The 22,179-nt window shown below is 59.4% G+C and carries 2 protein-coding genes; both read right to left on the bottom strand.

All coding sequences use genetic code 11. The features are described 5' to 3' along the window. Nucleotides 1–9,698: non-ribosomal peptide synthetase (locus tag ACY1JZ_RS25865; protein WP_462631647.1), on the bottom strand; the 9,698-nt coding region annotated here is incomplete at its 3' end. Next, nucleotides 9,699–22,178: a non-ribosomal peptide synthetase gene (locus tag ACY1JZ_RS25870; protein WP_462631649.1), complete on the bottom strand. Its 12,480-nt coding sequence runs from the start codon at nt 22,176–22,178 to the stop codon at nt 9,699–9,701. Between the last annotated feature and the right edge of the window lies 1 nt (nt 22,179).

Below are 22,179 nucleotides of genomic sequence, written 5' to 3' on the forward strand. Positions count from 1 at the left end.
TCCAGCTTAGTCTCCTGCTCTGAAGACGAATACTCGCTCCAGTCCAGCTCCACGATCGGCAGAGCTGCTTCCTTTGCCAGCACCAACACGGGATGCCCCAACCCTTCCCACTCGACTCGGCTGCATAACACCGGATGGCGATTCCATACACGAGCCCATGCCGTCACGAAAGCATCCCTTTGGAACGCTCCCTTCAACGTAAAGCAGCTCTGCTCGCAATAGATGCCGGAATGAGGCTCTGCAAGCGAATGGAATAGCATTCCGGTCTGCATCGGTGTCAATGGATACAGATCTTGCAGATGCGGCTCTTGTCTGTATAGCTGGTCGAGGCGCGTAGACGTGATGGATACCAGCGGGAAATCCGAAGGCGTCACGCCTCCTGCCCCAACGCTGCGGCAGTGGGCAATGATGTCGCGGAGCGATTGTACATACAGCTTCGCCAGCTTGGACATCTCGTCTTCCCGGAATATCCGCTCGCTGAACAGCAGACCTGCATGGAAGCATCCATCCGTCACCATAGCGGCAATCTCGATCAAGTAGCGCCGGAGGCCGGACGAACTGCTGTCGAGTGCCGTCTCCTCATAAGCCGGAGCAAACCATGCATCCGTCACATCGCCCTGGCTCTGAGACTGACTCGACTGACCCAGATAATTGAACAATGCCACAGACTCTGGCATCGTGGACAGCCACCGGGATGCCTCGCTGTCACGACACAGATAACGCAGCAAGCCATAGCCCATTCCCCTTCTCGGAATACGGCGGAGCTCCTCCTTGACCCGCTTGAGCGAGCTGCCCGGCTCCTCACCCGGCACGGCTTGCAGGCGCACCGGGTAGATGGAGGTGAACCAGCCGACGGTGCGCGATACATCCACGTCGTCGAACAGCTCCTCCCGTCCATGCCCCTCCATATCGATCTGAAGCTGGGTAAGTCCCGTCCACTGATAGTACGCCTCCATCAGTGCCGTCAACAGCACATCGTTGATATGAGTACGATACACCGACGGCACCTCCTGCAGCAGTGCCCGCGTCTCCTTGGCAGAGAGCGCAGCAGATACCGAGCGGACAGTGTCTGCCGTATTGCGGCTCGCCGCTTCCGCATAACTGCTGCAATCCTGCCACGGCAGGTTGATTACGAGCGGCTCCGCTAGCGTGCGCCAATGCTCTAGCTCTTGGCGAACCTCCACAGCTTGCGCATATTGTGCAAGACGGGCGGCGTACTGTTGGTACGAGGTGGTTTTCGTCGGAAGCTGTATCTGATGGCCTGCCTTTATATGGCCATAGGCTGCCTCCAGATCTTCAGCCAGGATGCGCCAGGACACGGCATCAACGGCCAGATGGTGAATGACGATAAACAATCGGGCGAATCCATGCTCCCGGCTTTCGAGCAGCGCCGCCCTCATTAGAGGGCCGTCTGATAGATTCAGACCTGCTTGCAGCCTTCCGGTGAATTCGACGATCGCCGTATGTCTGTCCTGTTCAGTCAACCCTGACAAATCTTGATACTCTAGGATTGATTCATCATGTGCCGCCTCAGACCACTGTCTCCACTCGCCTTTCTTCCTTTCAAAACGCAGACGCAGGGCATCATGTTGGCGAATCAGCTTCGCCATAGCTGCCTCCAGCGCCACACGGTCAACCGGCGTTGCTACAGACAGCAGCATCGACTGATTCCAGTAATCGCGATGCTCCATCTCCCTCTCGAAGAACCAATGCTGTACTGGCGTTAACACAACCTCGCCGATCACCTCGCCTTGCTCCGCTTGTACTTGCTTCCATACGGCTGATGCAGCCAGCCTGGCTATCGTCGGCTGCTCGAATACGAGCTTAGGTGTAATATGGACCCCGGCTTGCCGGGCACGGGACACCATCTGCAAGCTTAATATCGAGTCGCCGCCAAGCTCGAAGTAATTGTCGTGCACGCCCACTTGCTTCACGCCCAGCACATCGCTCCAGATTCCAGCGAGCTGTCGTTCCAGCTCTGTACGCGGCAGCTCCAGCGGCTTGTCCTCCGCCATTTGGCCTGTCTGCGGAGCGGGCAGCGCCTTGCGATCCAGCTTCCCATTAGGAGACAGCGGCATCGCATCAAGGAACGTATAGCTAGCGGGCACCATGTAGTCTGGCAGCTTCTCCCGCAGGAACTGGCTCAGCTCCGCAGAATCGATCTTCTCTCCCTGTACTCGAGCGACATACGCCGCAAGCTGCTTATGTCCTCCAGCCAACTCGCGAGCGATAACCGCCGCCTCCCGAACCGCAGGATGAGAGGCGAGCACAGCTTCGATCTCACCGAGCTCAATGCGAAAGCCGCGAATTTTCACCTGATGGTCTATACGCCCGAGATACTCGATTACACCATCCTCCATGTAGCGCGCCAGGTCTCCCGTCTTATAGAGGCGGGAGGCTCCAGAAGCATCGAAGGGATCGCGGATGAACCGCTCCGCAGTCAGCTTCGACTGGTTCAGATAGCCGCGAGCCAGACCGATGCCGCCAATATGCAGCTCGCCTGGCACGCCGACAGGCACGGGCCGCAACTGCTCATCCAGTATATGGATGCGAATATTGGCAATGGGTACACCGATCGGCACAACGCGCAGTGCGCTATCACGACGGCATGTCCAGTGGGTCACATCAATCGCTGCCTCCGTCGGCCCGTAGAGATTGTGCAGCTCTGCATCCATTCTTGCGAAGAATCGTTCCTGGCTAGGGTAAGGGAGAGCTTCGCCGCTGCACATAACATGGCGGATTGAAGCACAACGCTCAATCTCCTCCTCCTCCAAGAACGCCTGCAGCATCGATGGCACAAAATGTATGACCGAGATGCGCTCACGGACGATCAGATCGCGCAGATATGCCGAATCCCGATGTCCGCCGGGCGCTGCCAGCACCAGTGCTGCCCCGGTTATGAGCGGCCAGAAAAACTCCCAGACTGATACGTCGAAGCTGAACGGTGTTTTTTGCAGCACACGATCCTCTGCCGTCAATGCATAACGCTCCTGCATCCATAACAGTCGATTCACCACGGCGCGGTGTATATTGACGACCCCCTTCGGCCGTCCTGTCGAGCCGGAAGTATAGATGACATAGCACATATGGTCTGGAGACGGTCGTGAAGCTCGGGAGCTTGCCCCTGTCCCTGCCTCTGTCTCTGACGCTGTTGCCAGATCAGTCCCATCAGCCAGCCTTTCAGCGCTCTCCGCTGCGATAGCCGCTTGCAGTTCATCCAGGCACAACGTCCTCGACGGCTCCGGCAGGCAATGCGACAGTTCGCGGACGCTGAGCACCAGCGGCATGCCGGAATCCTCCAGCATGAAGGCGATGCGATCGTGAGGATAATCAGGATCTATCGGGAGATATGCCCCGCCCGCCTTCATAATCGCCAGCAGAGCTAGCGCCATTTCCAGGGATCGCTCCAGACATACGCCAACTATCGTCTCCGGACCGACGCCAAGACGCTGCAGATAACGCGCCAACTGATTCGCCCGCGCATCCAGCTCGGCATAGCTCCACGCCTGCTCATTGCAGATGACCGCAGGCAGTAGCGGCGTGCGCTGCGCCTGCTGCTCTATCAGTTGGTGAATGCATTGCTCCAGCGGATACTCCGCATCGGTCATATTCCAGCGGTTCAACTGCTCCTGCTCCTGATCGCTTAGTAGAGCGAGTGAGCTAACATGCTGCCCACCATCTGCGCACATTGTCGCGATTAGGCTGAATAGATGGTTCAGCAACCGCTTCGCTGCCTGTGTCGACAGGCGAGCCGGATCATAGGTGAGTGCCAGCTCGAACGGGTCCCCCGGAACCGCCAGCAGCGTCAGTGGATAGTTCGTCTGTTCAAACAGATACATCGAGCCGATGGACAGCCCGCCCCCATCATCTGCTTGCTGACCCGCAGCGCTGGCCGGGTAGTTCTCAAATACAACCAGACTGTCGAACAACTGGCCCCCCTGCCCCAAGCTGCTGCAGCCTTGTATCATCTGCAACGGGCTATACTCATACTCTCGTTGCTCCGCCTGCTTGCTCTGCACCTCTCGCAGCCACGCCAGCACGGTCTGTTGCTCCGGTATAGCGATGCGTACAGGCAGCGTATTAATGAAGATGCCCATCATCGATTCCACTCCGTCCAGCTCCGCAGGCCGCCCAGACACTGTAGAACCGAATACGATGTCCTTGCCGCCGCCATACAAGCTGAGCAGCAACGCCCAGGCGCCCTGGATTACAGAGCTGGCTGTCAACTGATGACGTCGTGTAAAGCTGTGCAGTTGCTCTGTCGCTTCGCTGGACATCGCCAGCCGCTCCGTACAGTGCTCGCCCGGCTCCGAACCTCCTGCTGCCAGTTGCCCAGGCAACGGCGTAGGCTCAGCGAACCCTTGCAGCAGCTCTTGCCAGTACCGCTTGGCCCGCTCCATATCCTGCTGCTGCAGCCACTCAATATAGTCCCGGTAAGGACGAAGCGCTCCCAGCGTCAGCTCGCTGCCCTCTACAGCAGCATGATAGCCCTGCAGTACCTCGGCGATCAGAGCGTTCATGCTCCAGCCGTCCAGCAGCAGATGATGGTAGCTCCACAGGAAATAATGACTATCCTCCGTCAGGCGAATGAAGGCCATCCGCATGAGCGGCGCACGCTCCAGATCGAATCCTTGCCGCCTGTCCGCCAGCAGCCACTCCTCAATCATCGCCTCGCGCTCTGCTTCGCTATGCATGCGCCAGTCTCGCCGCTCAACGGGGACGACCGCATGGCGGTAGACAACCTGATGCGGAGCATCCAGCTCCTCCCAGAAAAATGCCGTCCGCAGCACCGCATGGCGCGCCGCTGCCTGCTTCCAGGCCTGTTCCATCGCATCGGGATGGAAGTCGCCCTGGATCACCCAGCTCATCTGCTCAAAATAGGCGGGCGAGCCTGGCTCATAGGCGGTATGGAACAGCATCCCCTGCTGCATCGGCGACAGCGGATATACATCCTCCACACCGCGGCCATCCCCGAGCAAGCCGTCAAGCTGAGGCTGTGACAGCTTCGCCAGCGGGAAGTCTGTTGGCGTTACGCCCCCGGAGCTCGGCTGCAGGCAATGCGCAATCAACTGCTCCAGCTCCTGCATATACCGCTCAGCAAGTCTCACAATACTGGCTCGTTCATGACGATGCTCGCTATATGTCCATGTCATTCGCAGCGTGCCGCCCGCGACGAGCCCGGTCAGATCGATCAGATGCAGGCGCTGCTCGCGCTCGTCCTGCTCTGCCCCGGTCGACTCGGGGGCCTGAGCGAACAGGCGATCCTCCTTGGTGGTCAACACTTGATCGAACTGCCCCAGGTAATTGAAGCTGAGCTGCGGCTTTGGCAGCTCACCAAGCTGCTTCGCCCTCTCGTTTCCGTTCATGTAGCGCAGCAAGCCGTAGCCTATACCATTGCGAGGTATTCGGCGCAACTGCTCCTTGACCGACTTGATCGATTGAGCAGCATCCGAAGCTCCGCTTGCTTCGAGCAGCACGGGATACATCGAGGTAAACCATCCGACTGTACGGGAAACATCCGCTTCAGCGAACAACTCCTCGCGGCCGTGCCCTTCCATATGAAGGAGCAGACGAGCATTGCCTGACCAGGAGAACACCGTGCGCAGCAGTGCTGCCAATAGCAGATCGTTAATCTGAGTACGATATGCAGCAGGCACTTCCTGCAGCAACTGCTGTGTCCTCGACGCGGACAGCTCTGTCACCACATCGCGGGACGATTCCACCGTGTTGTGCCCCGTCACATGATCAACCGGAAGCCCGGTCACCTCCTGCCAGTTCCCGGATAGCCAGTAGGATGCGTCTGACTGGAGCTTGTCCCCAGTCGCATACGCAGCCAGCTTGCCGGCCCAATCACGATAGGCCGTTGTCTTTGGCGGCAACTGGATCGCATGACCCTCCAGCACCCTCTGCCCGATCGTCTCCAGATCCTCCATAATAATTCGCCAGGAGACACCGTCGACCCCCAGATGATGGATCACCAGCAGCAGCCTGCCCGTCTGACCTGGCCCGAGGTCAAAATGCACCGCCCTCAGCAGCATGCCGGCATCCAGTGCGATCTGGCGCTGCGCCTCGGCTGCCTGTCGCTCGATCATCTCCTGCTGCTGCTCAGCAGGGATGCCGCTCAGGTCGATCGAGATGAGCGCGTCATGCGATACCGCGTCGGCATAGGACTGCTCCCATACCCCATCCTCCTGAACGAACCGTGCCCGCAGCGCATCATGATGCGCGAGCAGCCGTTCCACTACAGCCCTCAGATGGTCGAGGGTCAACGACGGATGAACGCAGAACATCATGGATTGATTGAAATGATGAGGCGACTGCCACGGCTGCTCGAAGAACCAGCGCTGAATGGGCACAAGCGGAGCCGATCCGCTCACCATTCCCTGCTCTGCCTCCACCGCCGCCCCCAAGGAAATCTCTGGAGCCAGCTCGGCAATGGTCTGATACCGGAACAACTGCTTCGGCGTTAATTGCAGCCCTCTCGCACGACAGCGGCTTACAATCTGGATGCTCAGTATGGAATCCCCGCCCAGCTCGAAGAAATTATCATGAATGCCAATGGGCGAAACGCCAAGCACCTCAGCCCATACATCAGCCAGCGTCTGTTCCTTATCCGTGCGCGGAGGCGTATGTATCTTCATCTCATCCGGGAGCTCCGCCTCCGGCAGCGCACGGCGATCCACCTTGCCGTTAGCAGTTACGGGCATCCTCTCCAGCGTTACGAAGACAGAAGGAATCATATACTCCGGCAGGCGGGAGCGCAGATATGCACGCCACTCCTCCCTGTGGATAGCAGCGTCGTCTGCTGCTTGCTGGCTCTGCGGGGACGAGCAGGCGGCGGGAACAACATAGGCCACCAGCTGGCTTGCACCGGATTGCCCTTCCTTGACCAGAATGACTGCTTCCTGGATGGACGGATGCTCCACAAGCGATTGCTCGATTTCTCCCAGCTCGATCCGATAGCCGCGAATACTGACTTGATCGTCCTTGCGTCCCAGAAAGGCCAGCGTGCCATCCCGCAAGTAGCGCACCATATCGCCCGTTCTGTATAGCCGCTCGCCCGGTCGGAATGGATGGGGAACGAATCGCTCGGCCGTCAGCAGCGGCTGCCTGATGTAGCCGCGCGCGAGCCCTGCGCCGCCAATATACAGCTCTCCGCTTACGCCGTCTGGAACCGGCTGCATGTGCTCATCCAGCACATAAATCATTGTATTGTCGATCGGTCGACCGATCGATGGAAGCTGCAGCCGGCTGTCATGAACCGATACAGGAGCAACCACACCCGCCAGCGCAACAACTGTCGCCTCCGTTGGTCCATAATGATTCACCAGGTCAAATGGAAGCTTGCCAGGTGGATAGTGCCGCAATCGGTCTCCTCCAGTAAGCAACTGGCGCAATGGACAGTCGGCAGGCCAATCCAGCGACATGACGGCCTCCGCCATCGGTGTAGGCAGGAAGCTGACCGTCACGCCATGGTGCACCATCCAATCGCGCAGTCCGACCGGATCAGCGCGCAGCTCGGGATCAGGAATATATAGCGCCGCGCCTGCTGTGAGCGTCGGCCACAGCTCCCATACGGAGGCGTCGAATGCCGGCCCAGCGTACAGTGTCGTTCGGTCCGAGGCTGTCAGCCCATACGCCCGTTGATGCCAATGAATCAGATTCAGTAAGCCGCGATGCTCGATCTGAACGCCCTTGGGCTTGCCGGTCGAGCCCGAAGTAAAGATCACATAGGCCAGTTGCTCCGACTGCGCGGAGCCTGCGGGCGCAACGTCGCTCGGCTTGCCGGCATACCGCTGTACATCATCCAGCTCGATGACCGTTGCTGCGGTCGCGGGAGCCTGAGGCAGCAAGCGCTGCTCTGCCAGAAGCACCACGGCTCCTGACTCCTCAAGCATATAGGCGGCGCGCTCCGAAGGATATGCCGGGTCAATCGGCAAGTAGGCGCCGCCAGCCTTCATGATTGCCAGCAAGGCGGTTACCTGCGCAGCAGAGCGATCCGCCAGCACGCCGACCACCGTCTCCTCCTTAACTCCCAGTTGGCGCAAATGATGAGCGAGTTGGTTCGCGCGTGCGTTCAACTCCCTGTAGGTCAACACTCCGCCGCCGTCAACCACGGCCGGGGCATCAGGCTGCTGCTCTGCCCATTCTGCGATTCGTCCATGCACGCAGTGAACGTCTGCCGGGGCATCACATGCGGTCTGATTGCGCTCCGTCAACAAAGTTTGCAGCTCTAGCTCTCCCAGCATGGGCAGCTTGGCAATCTGCTGATCTGGACTTGCAGCCGCCGCTGCGAGGAGGTGGCACAGATGATCGAGCATGTGAATGATCGTGTCCGCGTCGAACAGATCGCTGTTGTATTCCATTTGGGCAATCATGCCATTCGTTCCGGTATCGAGCATCATCAAGGTCAGATCGAACTTGGCGCTGCGGCTGCCTAGAGCGAAGGGCTCCACCGAGAACTCGCCCCCCTCAACTGGCTCGCCTGCCACTCCATTATCCTCATCCAGCGTGAACATCACCTGGAACAGTGGAGAATGGCTCACCGCACGTCCAGGCTGCAGCGCATCCACCAGCCGTTCAAACGGCACATCCTGATGCGAATAGGCGTCCAGCGCCGTCTGCCTGACCTGGCGCAGCAGCTCGCGGAAGCTCATCCCGCCTTCAAGCTCGCTGCGCAGCACCAGCGTATTGACGAAAAATCCGATCAAGCCTTCAATTTCAGATAGTCCTCTATTGGCGACAGGCGTGCCGACCAGGATGTCCTGCTTGCCCGTATAGCGGAAGAGCAGCGCCTTGAAGGCAGCCAGCAGAGTCATGAACAAGCTCGCCCCTTCCTTGCGGCTCAGCTCGCGCAAAGGCTGAATGAGCGACTCCCCCACAGGAAGGGATACAATATCGCCATTGAAGGTTTGCAGCGCCGGCCGTGGACGATCCGAAGGCAGCTCCAGCACATGATCCGCCCCTTGGAGCTTGCCGCGCCAATAATCGAGCTGCTGCTTCAGGCCGGCCTCGCTCAGCCGCTCCCGCTGCCAGATTGCATAATCCGTATATTGAATCGGCAAGGCCGGAAGTGGCGAGGGCAAACCCGCTGTGATGCACGCATAGAGCTGCCATAGCTCCTGCTGGAAAATTTGGAGCGACCAGCCGTCAAACACAATATGGTGAAACGTGATCAGCAATACATGATCCTGCTCTCCGAGCCGAATCAACAGGCCGCGGAGCAGCGGGCCTACAGCCAGATCAAACGGGCGCGCAGCCTCCGCATTCGCCAGCCGCAGTGCAGCTTCCTCTACATCTCCCCCCTCAGCCTGCGCATCGGCTCGTGCGAGCGGGAAGCTCCATCCCTCCTCCACCGGGTCAACAAGCTGCCGCGCCTTCCCCTCACGCTCGACAAAGCGGGTGCGCAGCGTGCCATGCCGCCGGATAATTTCAGTCATGCTACCCTGCAGGGCAGCTTGATGAAGCGCTCCGGATAATCGAACCGCATACGGAATGTTATAGTGGCTGGTGCCGGAGTCGAGCTGATCCAGCAGCCATAACCGCTGCTGGGCATAGGACAGCTCAACCCCCTCCGAATCTAAGGGACGAGGCAGCGGAGACGGCCTGGCGGCCGTCTTCCTCTCCTCCAATTTTCTCATCAGCAGCTCGCGCTGCTCCGGGCTCAGCGCCGCCAAGCGGGCATTCATATCACTCATCTATTCATTCTCCTTATCTGCCGCCTGCTCCCCCATCAATTGCAGGAGCTCCTCCTCCGAGATGCCTTCAAGCTCATCCAATAGCTCTTCCAGCACTGCTGCATCGGCTTGTTCTTGCTCAGATTGTTGAATTTGTAACGCCAGCGCCTCTACCGTAGGTGCATCAAAGATCGCTCGAAGCGGAATATCCGTATCAAACACGTCGCGAATGCGGGACATCAGCCGAGTGGCAATCAAGGAATGACCGCCCAGTTCAAAGAAGTTGTCATGGACACCGACCCGCTCCAGGCCGATCACCTCCGCCCAGATCGCTGCAAGCTTGCGCTCGGCAGGCGTGCGCGGCTCCACATAGCCTCGCTCCAGCTCAGGCCGGGAGGCTGCAGGGGCAGGCAGCGCCTTGCGATCCGTCTTGCCGTTGCCCGTCATCGGGAAAGCATTCATGAAGACAAAGGCAGACGGCACCATATAATCCGGCAGACGCGCAGCCAGGTAACTGCGAAGCTCGGCAGATGCCAGCTCCGGCTGGTCTGTCGCCACATAAGCGACCAGCCGTTTCTCCGGCAGGTCGTCCTGGCGCGCCAGCACAACCGCCTCGCGCACATCTGGATGATGAGCCAACCGCGCCTCGATCTCGCCCAATTCAATGCGGAAGCCGCGGATTTTGACCTGATCGTCGGCGCGTCCCATATAGACCAGTTCCCCGCCTGACATCCGGCAGGCCAGATCGCCAGTCCGGTACAGCCTCTCCTGCGGGTCATCAGCATACGGATTCGCCAGGAAGCGCTCCGCCGTCAGCTCGGGACGGTGCAGATAACCACGTGTCACACCGGCTCCCGCTACATACATTTCACCTGGAACTCCAATCGGAACAGGCTGCAGCCCGTCATCCAGCACATATAGCTGCAGATCGGCAATCGGCTGCCCGATGAGGCTGCCGCTTTCCGCCTCCACATCCTGCCTTGTGATCGGTCGGTACGTGACATGGACGGTCGTCTCGGTAATGCCATACATATTGACCAGCATAGGGCGCTGGTCGCCATACCGCTCCAGCCATGGGCGCAGAGCCTGCAATTCCAGCGCTTCACCGCCGAAAATGATATAGCGCAAAGATGAAGCAGCTACGTCCATCTCCCGCTCCACCCGCATCAGAGCATAAAAGGCGGAAGGCGTCTGATTCAGCACAGTCACCTGCTGCTCTGCCAGCAAGCGTCCAAAGTCTTCAGTGGAGCGGCTAATATGCTGTGGAACGATGACCAGACGGCCGCCGTACAGGAGCGCACCCCACATTTCCCATACAGAGAAGTCAAATGCATACGAATGGAACAGCGTCCATACATCCGTTTCATTGAAGCCGTATACGGCTTCGGTGGCCGTGAACAAGCGAACGACATGGCGATGGCATACGGCAACGCCCTTCGGTGTGCCTGTCGAGCCTGACGTATAAATCACATACGCCAGATTGTCGCCACCAGCAGAGGACACAGGCGCAACCACAGACTCCGCAGCCAGCTCTGCACCGAGCTCATCCAGATCCACCAATGGTCCGCTGTATGCAGCGATCGCCTGCCGGGTGCTTCCTTGCGCAACGAGCAGCGACATTCGGGAATCCTCGATCATAAATGATAGACGCTCCACAGGATACGATGGATCGAGCGGCACATATGCCCCTCCTGCCTTGAGAATGGCGATAATCGCCACCATCAGCTCCAGCGAGCGCTCCAGACAGACGCCCACCAGCACCTCAGGCCCCACACCCTGCCGTTGCAAATAATGGGCCAGCCTGTTAGTACGCTCGTTCAATTCCGCATAGGTCATCGTCTGCTCGCCGCATACGAGTGCAATCCTGCCAGGACTTCGCTCCGCCATCCGGGCGAACCCGTCATGGATGCGCATCTCCCCTGCACCCGATCCCAGCTTCTGCTCCTGCTTAGGCAGCAATAACGCACGCTCTGCTTCTGTAATCATGCGCAGACTGGCGCATGGCTTGTCCCACCCCTTGGCGGCATCCTCCAGCAGCATCTCCAGATGACCCATCATGCGGGCCATCGCCTCTTCCTCATACCAGGCGCTATCATAGGCCAGCCGCAGCGTCAGGCATTCTCCCGGTGCAGCCACCAGCATCAGCGGATAATTCGTCTGGTCGATCGTTTCGGATGACGCAACACCCGGACCATCGCCAGCCTCGCCGCCTAACGCCTGTACCGGATAATTCTCGAAGACAACGACCGTATCGAACAGATTGACACCGCGCGGCACCTCGCTCCAGCCATGCACCGCAACCAGCGGGCTGAACTCATGCTCGCGCTGCTCTACCAGCTCGCTCTGGAGCTGCCGGAAGAACTCTGCAAGCTGCTGCTGCGAGTCCATCTGGACACGCACCGGCAATGTATGAATGAATAAGCCTACCATCTGCTCCACACCCGGCAGCTCTGCGGGGCGTCCAGCCGCCGTCGAGCCGAACAACACATCATTTTCCCCGGAATAACGAGCGAGCAGCAGTGCCCATATGCCCTGCACCACAGTGCTCAATGTCACATTATGCCTGCGAGCCAGCAGCGTGAGCTGCTCGGTAGCCGTCGCTGACAGCTCCCGCTCGTTCTGAAGATAGTTGGACGCTCCCATCGGCCGCGCACTGCATACACTAAGCCGTGTCGGGGCGGTGAAGCCCTGTAGGCGCGCCGTCCAGTAGCGCTCGGCTGCCCCAGCGTCCTGACGCTGCAGCCAGGCGATATAGTCGCGGTAGGGCTTACGGCTTGCTTGCTGTGGCTCCTCTCCGGCATTGAACGCCTCATAGGCCTGCAGCAGCTCGCCAAGAACAAGCGGGATGCTCCAGCCGTCCAGCAACAGATGATGGAATGTCCAGATGCAATGCGCGTTTTGCTCGTCCATCTGGAACATGGCCAATCTCATGAGCGGAGCCTGCCGCAGATCGAAGCCCTGACGCCGATCCTGCTCCAGATAGCCTGCCAGTCTCGATGTCTGCTCCTCAGCGCTCAGATTTTGCCAGTCCTCGTGAACGTAAGGCAACTCCACATCGCTGTAGACCACCTGATGCGGCTCGCTCAGTCCTTCCCAGATGAAACCCGTTCGCAGCACCGAATGGCTGGCACACAGCCGTTCCCAGGCCCGCTGCCAGGCCTCCCGCTCCAGTTGACCTTGAATCGTAAAGCTCACCTGCTGCACGTACACTCCCGATTCGGGCGCGTAGACAGAGTGGAACAACATGCCCTCCTGGGTTGGTGCGAGTACATAAGCATCCTCGATGCGCCGCGCAGGGACAAGATGACGGGTAATCTGCTCTTCGCTCAGACGAGCAAGCGGGAAGTCGGAAGGCGACCACCGCGCCTCCTCCCCTTCACGGCAAGCAGCAATCAGCTCGCGCAGCGACTGCGCCGCATGCTCGATCAGCGAGCTCATCCATTCCTCCTCAAACAGCTTGCTGCTGTAGGATGCTGACAGTTGCAGTCTGCCGCCGTATAGGATACCGCCCGTATCCAGCAGATGGGCGAGCGGATCGAGCGGATGCTGGACATCGCCCGAAGCCTCAGGCGCCATGCCGAACACGCCTCCCTCAGCCTCTGTGTTCTGGAATTGACCCAAATAGTTGAAGCTGATCTGCGGGACGGGCAGCGAGCGCATCTTGACCGCAAGCTGTTGATTTTGCGACAGATAGCGCAGCGCTCCGTAGCTTAACCCCTGTGCGGGCGCCAAGCGCAACTGCTCCTTGATCGCCTTCAGCGCAGCGCCTGGAGACAGCTTGGGTGCAAGCTCCACATAGACCGGATACATGGAGGTAAACCATCCGACGGTACGCGAGGTGTCCATTCCTTCGGTGATTTCCTCTCTGCCATGACTCTCCATGTGAAGGAGCAAGCCCGTCTGTCCGGTAAGCCGCTGCAAGCCTTGCAGCCACGCCATCAAGAGCGCATCCTGAATATTCGCACGGTATAATGCAGGAACATCCTGGAGCAGCGTTCGAGTCTCCTCCTCGCTCAGCAGTGTCTCCACCGTAAGGAAGGATGCCGCGGTATTCGCCTGGGTTCGTTCCGCCTCGCTAAGCCCTGCGCGAACCGGGAGCGGAGCAAACGGCTTATCTGCGATCGACAGCCAGTAATTCGCCTCGGCCTGCACCGCTTCAGAATCGGCATACGCACGAAGCTGATTGCTCCATTCCTGATAAGAAACCGTCTTGGCCGGCAGCTCAGGCGCAAGCCCTGCCGCAGTCTGGCTGTAGGCCTCCTCCAGATCCTCAAGCAAAATGCGCCATGATACAGCGTCCACTGCCATATGATGAATGATCAGCAGCAGCCGCGCCTCGCGATCCGGGCCGAGATTGAATAGTACAGCACGCATAATTGGCCCTTGGTGCAGATCGAGACTGCGCTGAAGCAGGTCAGATTGTTCGGATATAGCCGCGCTCTGCTCGGCATCAGATAGTCGGGACAGATCGATCTCCTCCAGCTTCACCTGCTCATCTACGCTCCCTGCCATTTGCCGCCAGCCTGCCTCGTCCTTGACATATCGCATACGCAGCGTATCATGATGCACCGCCAGCGCGGCGATTGACTGCCCCAGCGCCGCCACATGCAATGGAGCGCGAACCGTCAGCAGCATGGCCTGGTTCCAATGGCTGCGGTACGCAAGCGGCTGTTCCAGGAACCAATGCTGAATGGGTGTCAATGCAATCTCGCCGGTCACTGGGCCTTGCGCGGATCGTGTATGCGCGGCATGCTCCGCAACGGCGGCCAGCTCCGCAATCGTAGGCTGGTTGAAGATCTGCTTGGGCGTCAGCCGTAAGCCTGCACGCGATGCTCGGGACACGACCTGGATGCTCAAGATGGAGTCGCCGCCCAGTTCAAAGAAATTATCGTGTATCCCAATCGGCGAGATACCCAGCACCTCCTCCCAGACCACTGCCAGCGAGCGCTCCTTCGCATCGCGCGGCTCGACATAGCCGGCAGCATCCTTCGCATACTCCGGCACCGGCAGCTTACTGCGGTCGACCTTGCCATTTGGTGTAAGCGGCAGCCCCTCCAGCACAGTAAAGGTCGCAGGAACCATATAATTCGGTAGCTGTTCCTTGAGCGACTGACGGATAGCCTGCATTGAGCGCTCCACATTCCGACCTGATCGCAGCACGACATAGGCAGCCAGACGCTTCTCGCCTGGACGATCCTCTCTGACCACAACGACCGCTTCCTTCACTATCTCCTGCGCGGCAAGCACCGCTCCGATCTCTCCCAGTTCGATTCGCATGCCGCGTATTTTCACCTGATCGTCATTGCGTCCGATGAATTCAATCTCTCCTCCGGGCAAATATTTGCCAAGGTCTCCGGTGCGGTATAGCTTCTGACCACGCTTGAACGGACTGTTCACGAAGCGCTCCTCCGACAGCTCTGGACGATGGAGGTAGCCTCTGGCAACTCCCGCTCCGCCGATATACAGTTCGCCGACAGCGCCCTGCGGAACCGGACGCAGCAGATGATCCAGCAGATAGACGAACGTATTGGCAATCGGTCGGCCGATCGATGGCGGATGCGGCTCTGCAATGGCGCTTCGGGTCTCGACCTTTCCCGCAGTAGCAACAACCGTTGCCTCCGATGGACCGTAATGGTTGTACAGTGCAAAGGGCAGCGACTCTGGAGGATGCTGGACAAGCCTGTCCCCTCCTGTCAGCAGCGCCCGCAGCGCTGTATCCCCTGGCCAAACCAGGGACAGCATCGGCTCGGCAAGCGGCGTCGGTACGAAGGAGACGGTGATGCGCTCAGCGACCAGCCAATTGCGCAGCTCCTCCGGGTGCAGCCTCGTATCCTCATCTGGAATATGCAGGCTTGCGCCTGTCGCCAGATACGGCCAGCTCTCCCACACCGATGCATCGAACGCTGTACCGGACAGCACGGTAGCCCGGTCATCCGGCTGAATCTGATAGGTCTGCTCATGCCAGCAGACCAGATTGAGCAGACTGCTGTGCGCAATTTCGACTCCCTTCGGTTGTCCGGTAGAGCCTGAGGTGTAGATCACATAAGCCAATGGCTGTGCTGAAGCCTCTGCGTCGTTCTGCCCAAGCAGCCTCTGGCTGTCAACTCCGCCCGCACCGCTGTTCCCTGCCTCCTGCTGCAGCGCCTGCTCGACAGCCAGCGCCTTGCCATTCCATTCCGGCAGCTTGCTCAGAAGATGCTGCTGTGTCAACAGCACCGATACCTGCGAATCCGTCAGCATGTAGAACAGCCGCTCCTTCGGATATGCGGGATCAAGCGGCATATAGGCAGCTCCCGCCTTCCATATGCCGAGCATGGCGGCCGCCTGCTCAACCGAACGCTCCATGCAGATCGCTACAATGTTGCCGCTGTGCACACCGCTTTCCCGCAGAGCGTCCGCAAGCCGCTCAGCCATCGCATTCAGCTCACCATAGTTAGCCGTCTGTTCTGCGGATGCAATCGCAAGCGCTGACGGCTGGCGGCGTGCCTGATCCTCGAACCGTTCCAGCACAGTGCTCTTAGGCAGCTCCATCGCCGTCGCATTCCATTCCACCAGCAGCCGATCGCGTTCTTGCCGTGTCAGCATATTCAGTTGACCCAGCCTCTGAGCCGGACGGTCTGCCATCTCCCGCAGCAGTGTAGCCATCTGCTCCGCCATCCGCTGCATGCTTTCCTCCGCGAATAGACTCGGATCATACAGCAACTGCAGCAGCAACTCCTCTCCAGGGAGCGCGACGACTGTGATCGGGAAGTTGGTCTGCTCGAAGGTCTGGAAGCTATGGAGGCGAAGTTCATTCGTGCTGCCCTGCTCCAGTCCTTCCTTAACCGGATAATTCTGGAATACAACAATACTGTCGAACAGCGGCGTCCCATTGGGCATCTCGCTCCAGCCTTGAATCTGTGCGAGCGGACTGTATTCATATTGGCGAAGCTCCAGCATCTGCGTGCCGAGCTGCTGCAGCCAGCGCTGCACAGTCTCCTCCTCACGAATTCTAACCCGCAGCGGCAGCGTATTGATGAACAGTCCGATCATCGCTTCAAAGCTCGGCAGTTCAGTCGGTCGTCCAGCGACGGTGACGCCGAACATGACCTCCTCCTCGCGTGTGTAGCGGCTAAGCAGCAATGCCCACGCTCCCTGAATCAGGGTGCTCCAGGTCAGCTCGCAATGACGAAGCATCTCCTGCATGCGTGCGGCTGATCGCGCCGGAACCGTGAAGGATACTGCGGCACTGGCGTCCTGTCCACCTGGTGACCTGCGGCTGGCTGGCAGTGCCGTAGGTGATGTCAACCCTTGTAGCTGTGATCTCCAATAAGCCTCGGCGGACTTCATATCCTGCTGCTGAAGCCAGGCGATATAGTCCCGATAAGTCGACTGGACGGGCGTGTGCACCACTCGTTCTCCGCGCGCCAATGTGTCATAGCTCGCCAGCACCTCCGCAAGCAGCGTCGGGATGCTCCAGCCATCCAGCAGAATATGATGAAAGCTCCATACGCATCTGTAGCTCTCTGCACCGAAGTGAATCAGTGTGATACGCAGCAGCGGCGGCTCACCCAGATCAAACAGCCGTTCCCGATCTGCCTCCAAAAAGTCGACCCATGCCGCACCCTGCTCCTGCTCGCTCAGTCCACTAAAGTCCAATCGCTCATATGGAAGTTTAGCAGCGCGCAGGACGAACTGATGCGGCTTGTCCAATCCGTTCCAGATGAAGCCTGTGCGCAAAATAGCATGCCGATTCAGTATATGCTGCCAGGCCTGCTGCCAGGCCGTCTCATCCAGCTTCCCTGTCAGTCCAAAGCTGGATTGCTCAAAATATTGTCTGGAGCCGGGGGAATACACCGTATGGAACAGCATCCCCTCTTGCATCGGAGATACCGCGTACAGATCCTCTGTATGCCGCCCGATCTGAGCTTGTCCGACCAGTTCCTCCTGTGTCACCGTTGCAAGCGGGAAGTCTGCCGGATGATAGCGTATCGCCTCGTCCGCAAAGCTTGCCGAGATGAAGGAGCGCAGCGTCCTCAGGTAACGATTAGCCAACTGCTCAACCGTCCTGCCTTCATACAGGTCACGGCTGTATGTCCACGTCATATTGAACCGTCCGCCGCTGACCATCGCATTGATGTCCAGCAGATAGGAACGGATATTGGCTTCGTCCAGCACCGGCCCGGATGCTTCCGGCGCCAAACCGAACCATGCATTCCCCTCCTCCGACGCAGATGGATGGCGGAACTGACCCAAGTAGTTAAAGCTGATCTCGGGCTTTGGCAGATGGCTTAGCTCCTCACGGGTCGTTGGATCGCTCATATAACGAAGCAGGCCGAAGCCGATCCCGTTATTAGGCATAGCAGACAGCAATTCCTTCACATGCCCGATCGCCTCTTGCGGCCCCCGAGCCTTGGCCGTGTCCATATAGACCGGATACTGCGTGGTGAACCAGCCGACCGTGCGAGACAGTTGGACGCCTGCGATAATGTCTTCGCGACCGTGCCCCTCTACATCGACCGCTACTTGGCGCAAGCCGCTCCATTCTCCGACGCTGTGAGCCAATGCAGCCAGCAGCACCTCCTTCATCTGTGCACGGTATACCTCCGGAAGCTCCCGCAGCAGCCGCTGCGTCTCCTGCTCACTCAGCTCGACATAGATCGTCGCCGCGGAGCTCTCCGTGTTGCGCCGCTGTCCGTTCAGCTCCCTCTCGTCGAGCGGGTAGTCTGTCGGGAGCCGCTCTGCACCTGCCCCCGCCGCCTTCAGCCACCATTGCGCCTCTTGCTTCAGCTCAGGAGAAGCTGCATAACGCTGCAATTCCTCTGCCCATCTCTTAAATGAGGTCGTCTTGGCTGGCAGGGCTGGCTGCTGCTGACGAGATGCTGCCTCGTAAGCCTGCTCCAGATCCTCAAGCAGAATCTGCCAGGACACGGCATCGATGACCAGATGATGAACCACCAGCAGCAGACGTGCTGGCTCGCCGTCTCCCAGGTTGAACAGCACCGCTCTCATAAGCGGCCCGGACAAGCTCAAGCTCTGTTGCCATGCTGCAGCCGACTGCTCCAACTCCTTGCGGAGATCCTGCTCAGAGACAGCAGACAGATCTACCTTCTCCAGCAGGCTGAACTCATGTTCCTCTGCGATGGATGGCACCCATCCTGCTTCTGCCGGGGCAAAGCCTATGCGCAGCGCATCATGATGAGCCAGCAGGCAGTCCATCGCCTGCTGCAGCGCAGTCTCATCTACCGGTTGGCGCACCGTCAGGAGCATCGCCTGGTTCCAGTGATGGCGCGCCTGAATATCCTGTTCGAAGAACCAATGCTGAATCGGGGTGAGCGGCAGCGGTCCTGCGAGCTGTTCCGGCTCGCTGTCTTGCGCCTCGTCCTGCTGTACCACTCGGGACAACTGGGCAATCGTGCGCTGCTCGAATATATCGCGCGGTGTCACCCGCAGTCCTTCCTGTGCCGCTCGGGCTACAACCTGGATGGACAGAATGGAATCACCGCCAAGCTCGAAGAAGCTGTCATCTATACCTACCTGCTCCACGCCAAGCACCGAAGACCAGATGCGACACAAAGCTTCCTCCAGCGGGTTGCGCGGCGCCGCCGACTCCTTCGTCGAATCGGCAAGGCTATAATTCGGCGCCGGAAGCGCCTTGCGATCCACCTTGCCGCTTGGCGTCATCGGCAGCCCGTCAATTCGGACGATCGCGGCTGGTACCATATATGCAGGCAATAGCTCGTGCAAATACTCGCGCAGCTCCGCTTCATGCACCGTTTCGCCCTCTTGCTGTACAACATAGGCGACTAACCGCTTGTCGCCAGGCTTGTCCTCCCTGGCCGCGACCACAGCGTCCCGCACCTTGGGATGACGTACAAGGTAAACTTCAATTTCCCCCAATTCTATGCGGAATCCGCGTATTTTCACCTGATCATCCGTTCGGCCGCCATACTCCAGTTGACCGTCCGGCAAATACCGGCCGAGGTCTCCTGTACGATACAGTCGTTCTCCAGTCTGGAACGGGCTCGCTACAAACCGCTCCCGGTCAAGCTCCGGCCTATTCAGGTAGCCGATAGCCAGCCCCGCTCCGCCAATATACATCTCCCCAAGCACACCTTCTGGCACGGGCTCCAGTCGCTCATCGAGCACATAGATTTGCGTGTTCGGCAGCGGTCGGCCCATCGGCAGCTCCTTATAATCCTTCACTGCCTCGCTCGCGCGGAATACCGTGCAACTGACTGTTGCCTCCGTCGGCCCGTAGGTGTTGAACCATTCCACTTGTCCAGCCGTCGCTTGCAGCCATTGGGCGAAGCGCTCTGGAGATGGCCGCTCGCCGCCAACAATCACGGCACGAACGGTCGTCGGAAGCGTCGCTTGTCCTTGTGCCATGCCGCTGACCCATTCATGCCAGTAAGCGGTAGGCAGATTTAATATCGTCACCTGATGGCGCTCGGCCAGCGCCCCGCATTCCGCCGGGCTCATCAGCCGCTCAGGCATCATAACCACAGCCGCCCCGCATAGCCAGGTGGGGAACAGCTCCTCGACCGCCGCGTCGAAGCTGATCGTCGCGAATTGCAGCACACGGTCGTCACCGCTCAGACCGAACTGGTCGATGACTGCCAGATTATGGTTGCGCAGCGCATGATGGCTGATGACGACCCCCTTGGGTGTACCTGTAGAGCCTGAGGTGTAGATCACATAAGCCGGATGGGCTGGCGTGACTCCAGTATATGGCGTATCGATCGGCTCACTGGCCAACTCCTCGGCAGCCTTGTCCAGCATAATCAGCCGCACTCCGGTCTGTGGCAGTGCAGAGGCCAGCACCGATGTCGTCAACAGCAGGCTCAGCTTCGCATCCGACAGCATATAGGCAATTCTCTCCTGCGGGTATTCAGGGTCCAGCGGCACATAGGCCGCTCCCGCCTTGAGTACAGCCAGCAATGACACCGCCTGCTCAATCGAGCGGTTGCAATATAGACCCACCAGCGCTCCCGGCCCGGCGCCCTGACGTTGCAGATAAGAGGCCAACCGGCTAGCGCGCCTCTCCAGCTCCAGGTAGGTGAGCGATTCATCGCCGCATAGCAACGCGATCGCCTCCGGCGTCCGCTTCGCTTGCTCGGCGATCCGCTCGTGCACCAGCAGATTGCTCCCATAGTCTGCTGTCCCGCCCGAAGCCATCTCCAGCATGCGCTCGCGCTCAGCCTTCGTCAGCAGCGGCACAGAAGCCAGCGTCCGTTCCATATCCTCAGACATGCCCGTCAGCACAGTGAGCAGTTGACTCACAACCCGCTCGATCGTTGCATGATCATAGAGCGCACGGTCGTATGCAATCGACAGCTCAAGCGATTCGCCAGGAACTGCGCTTAACGTAATCGGATAGTTGGTCTGCTCCTCAGAGCGAACCTGAACGATCTGCTCCAGCAGGCCACTCTCCTGCTCGGCTACCTGCTGAATCGGGTAATTCTCGAACACGACGATGCTGTCGAACAGCGATTGCCCCCGCTCGGCGCCGCTCCAGCCCTGGACAGCAGACAGCGGACAATATTCATACTCGCGTATGCTCGCCTGCAGCTCCTGCAGGTCAGATAAGTACGTCAGCACATCGCTGCTTGGGTCTGCGCTGATGCGCACCGGGAGCGTATTAATGAACAGACCCACCATAGCCTCGACGCCAGGGAGATGAGCCGGGCGGCCGGAGACCGTCGTACCGACGGTCACCGCTTGCTCCCGCGTGTTGCGGGCAAGGACGAGCCCCCATGCCCCTAATACAAATGTGCTTAGCGTTAGCTGATGGCGGCGCGCCAGCTCGCGCAGCTTCTCCGTCACTTCCGCGTCGAGGCTTGCGGCTGCCTCGCCGAAGCCGCTTCCCGCAGGCGCAGGGGCGGCTGGCAGAGAGGCAGGCGCTCCCGCTCCCTGCAGCATCCTGCGCCAGAACTGCTCCGCCTGCTCCATATCTTGCCGCTGCTGCCAGGCAATATAATCGCGGTAAGGCCGCACGGCTGGCAGCCGCAACGACTCGCGCTTGCTCAGCGACGTGTAGATGGCGAACAGCTCCCCCATCACAATCGAGATGCTCCAGCCGTCCAGCAGGATATGGTGGAAGAACCAGACGAACCGCCAGCGGTCATCCCGAAGCCGGATCAGCCCCAGCCGCAGCAGCGGTGCCTGCGCCAGATCGAACCCGACGCTCCGCTGCTTGCGCAGTCGCTCGTCGAACCGCTCTTGCTGCTCCGCCTCCGCCAGATTGCGCCAGTCCTCCACATCCAGCGGCACCGCAAGCTGATGATGTACGATTTGCACCGGCTTGTCCGTATCCTCCCATACAAAGGCTGTGCGCAAGATGTCATGGCGCTTCATCACCTCGCCCCATGCCTGCTCGAACAGGCCAGGCTCCAACTCGCCCTCAAAATCACAGCTATAGGACACGACATATACGCCCGACTCCGGCGCGTACAAAGTATGGAAGAGCATTCCCCGCTGTGTTGGGGACAGCGCGTATATATCCTTTATGTTTGCGGTCATC

It is taken from the genome of Paenibacillus sp. J5, assembly GCF_054955055.1.

Excerpts from the sequence above, each read along its gene's own strand:
- ACY1JZ_RS25870 (WP_462631649.1), bottom strand. The coding sequence starts at position 22,178 with ATGACCGCAAACATAAAGGATATATACGCGCTGTCCCCAACACAGCGG.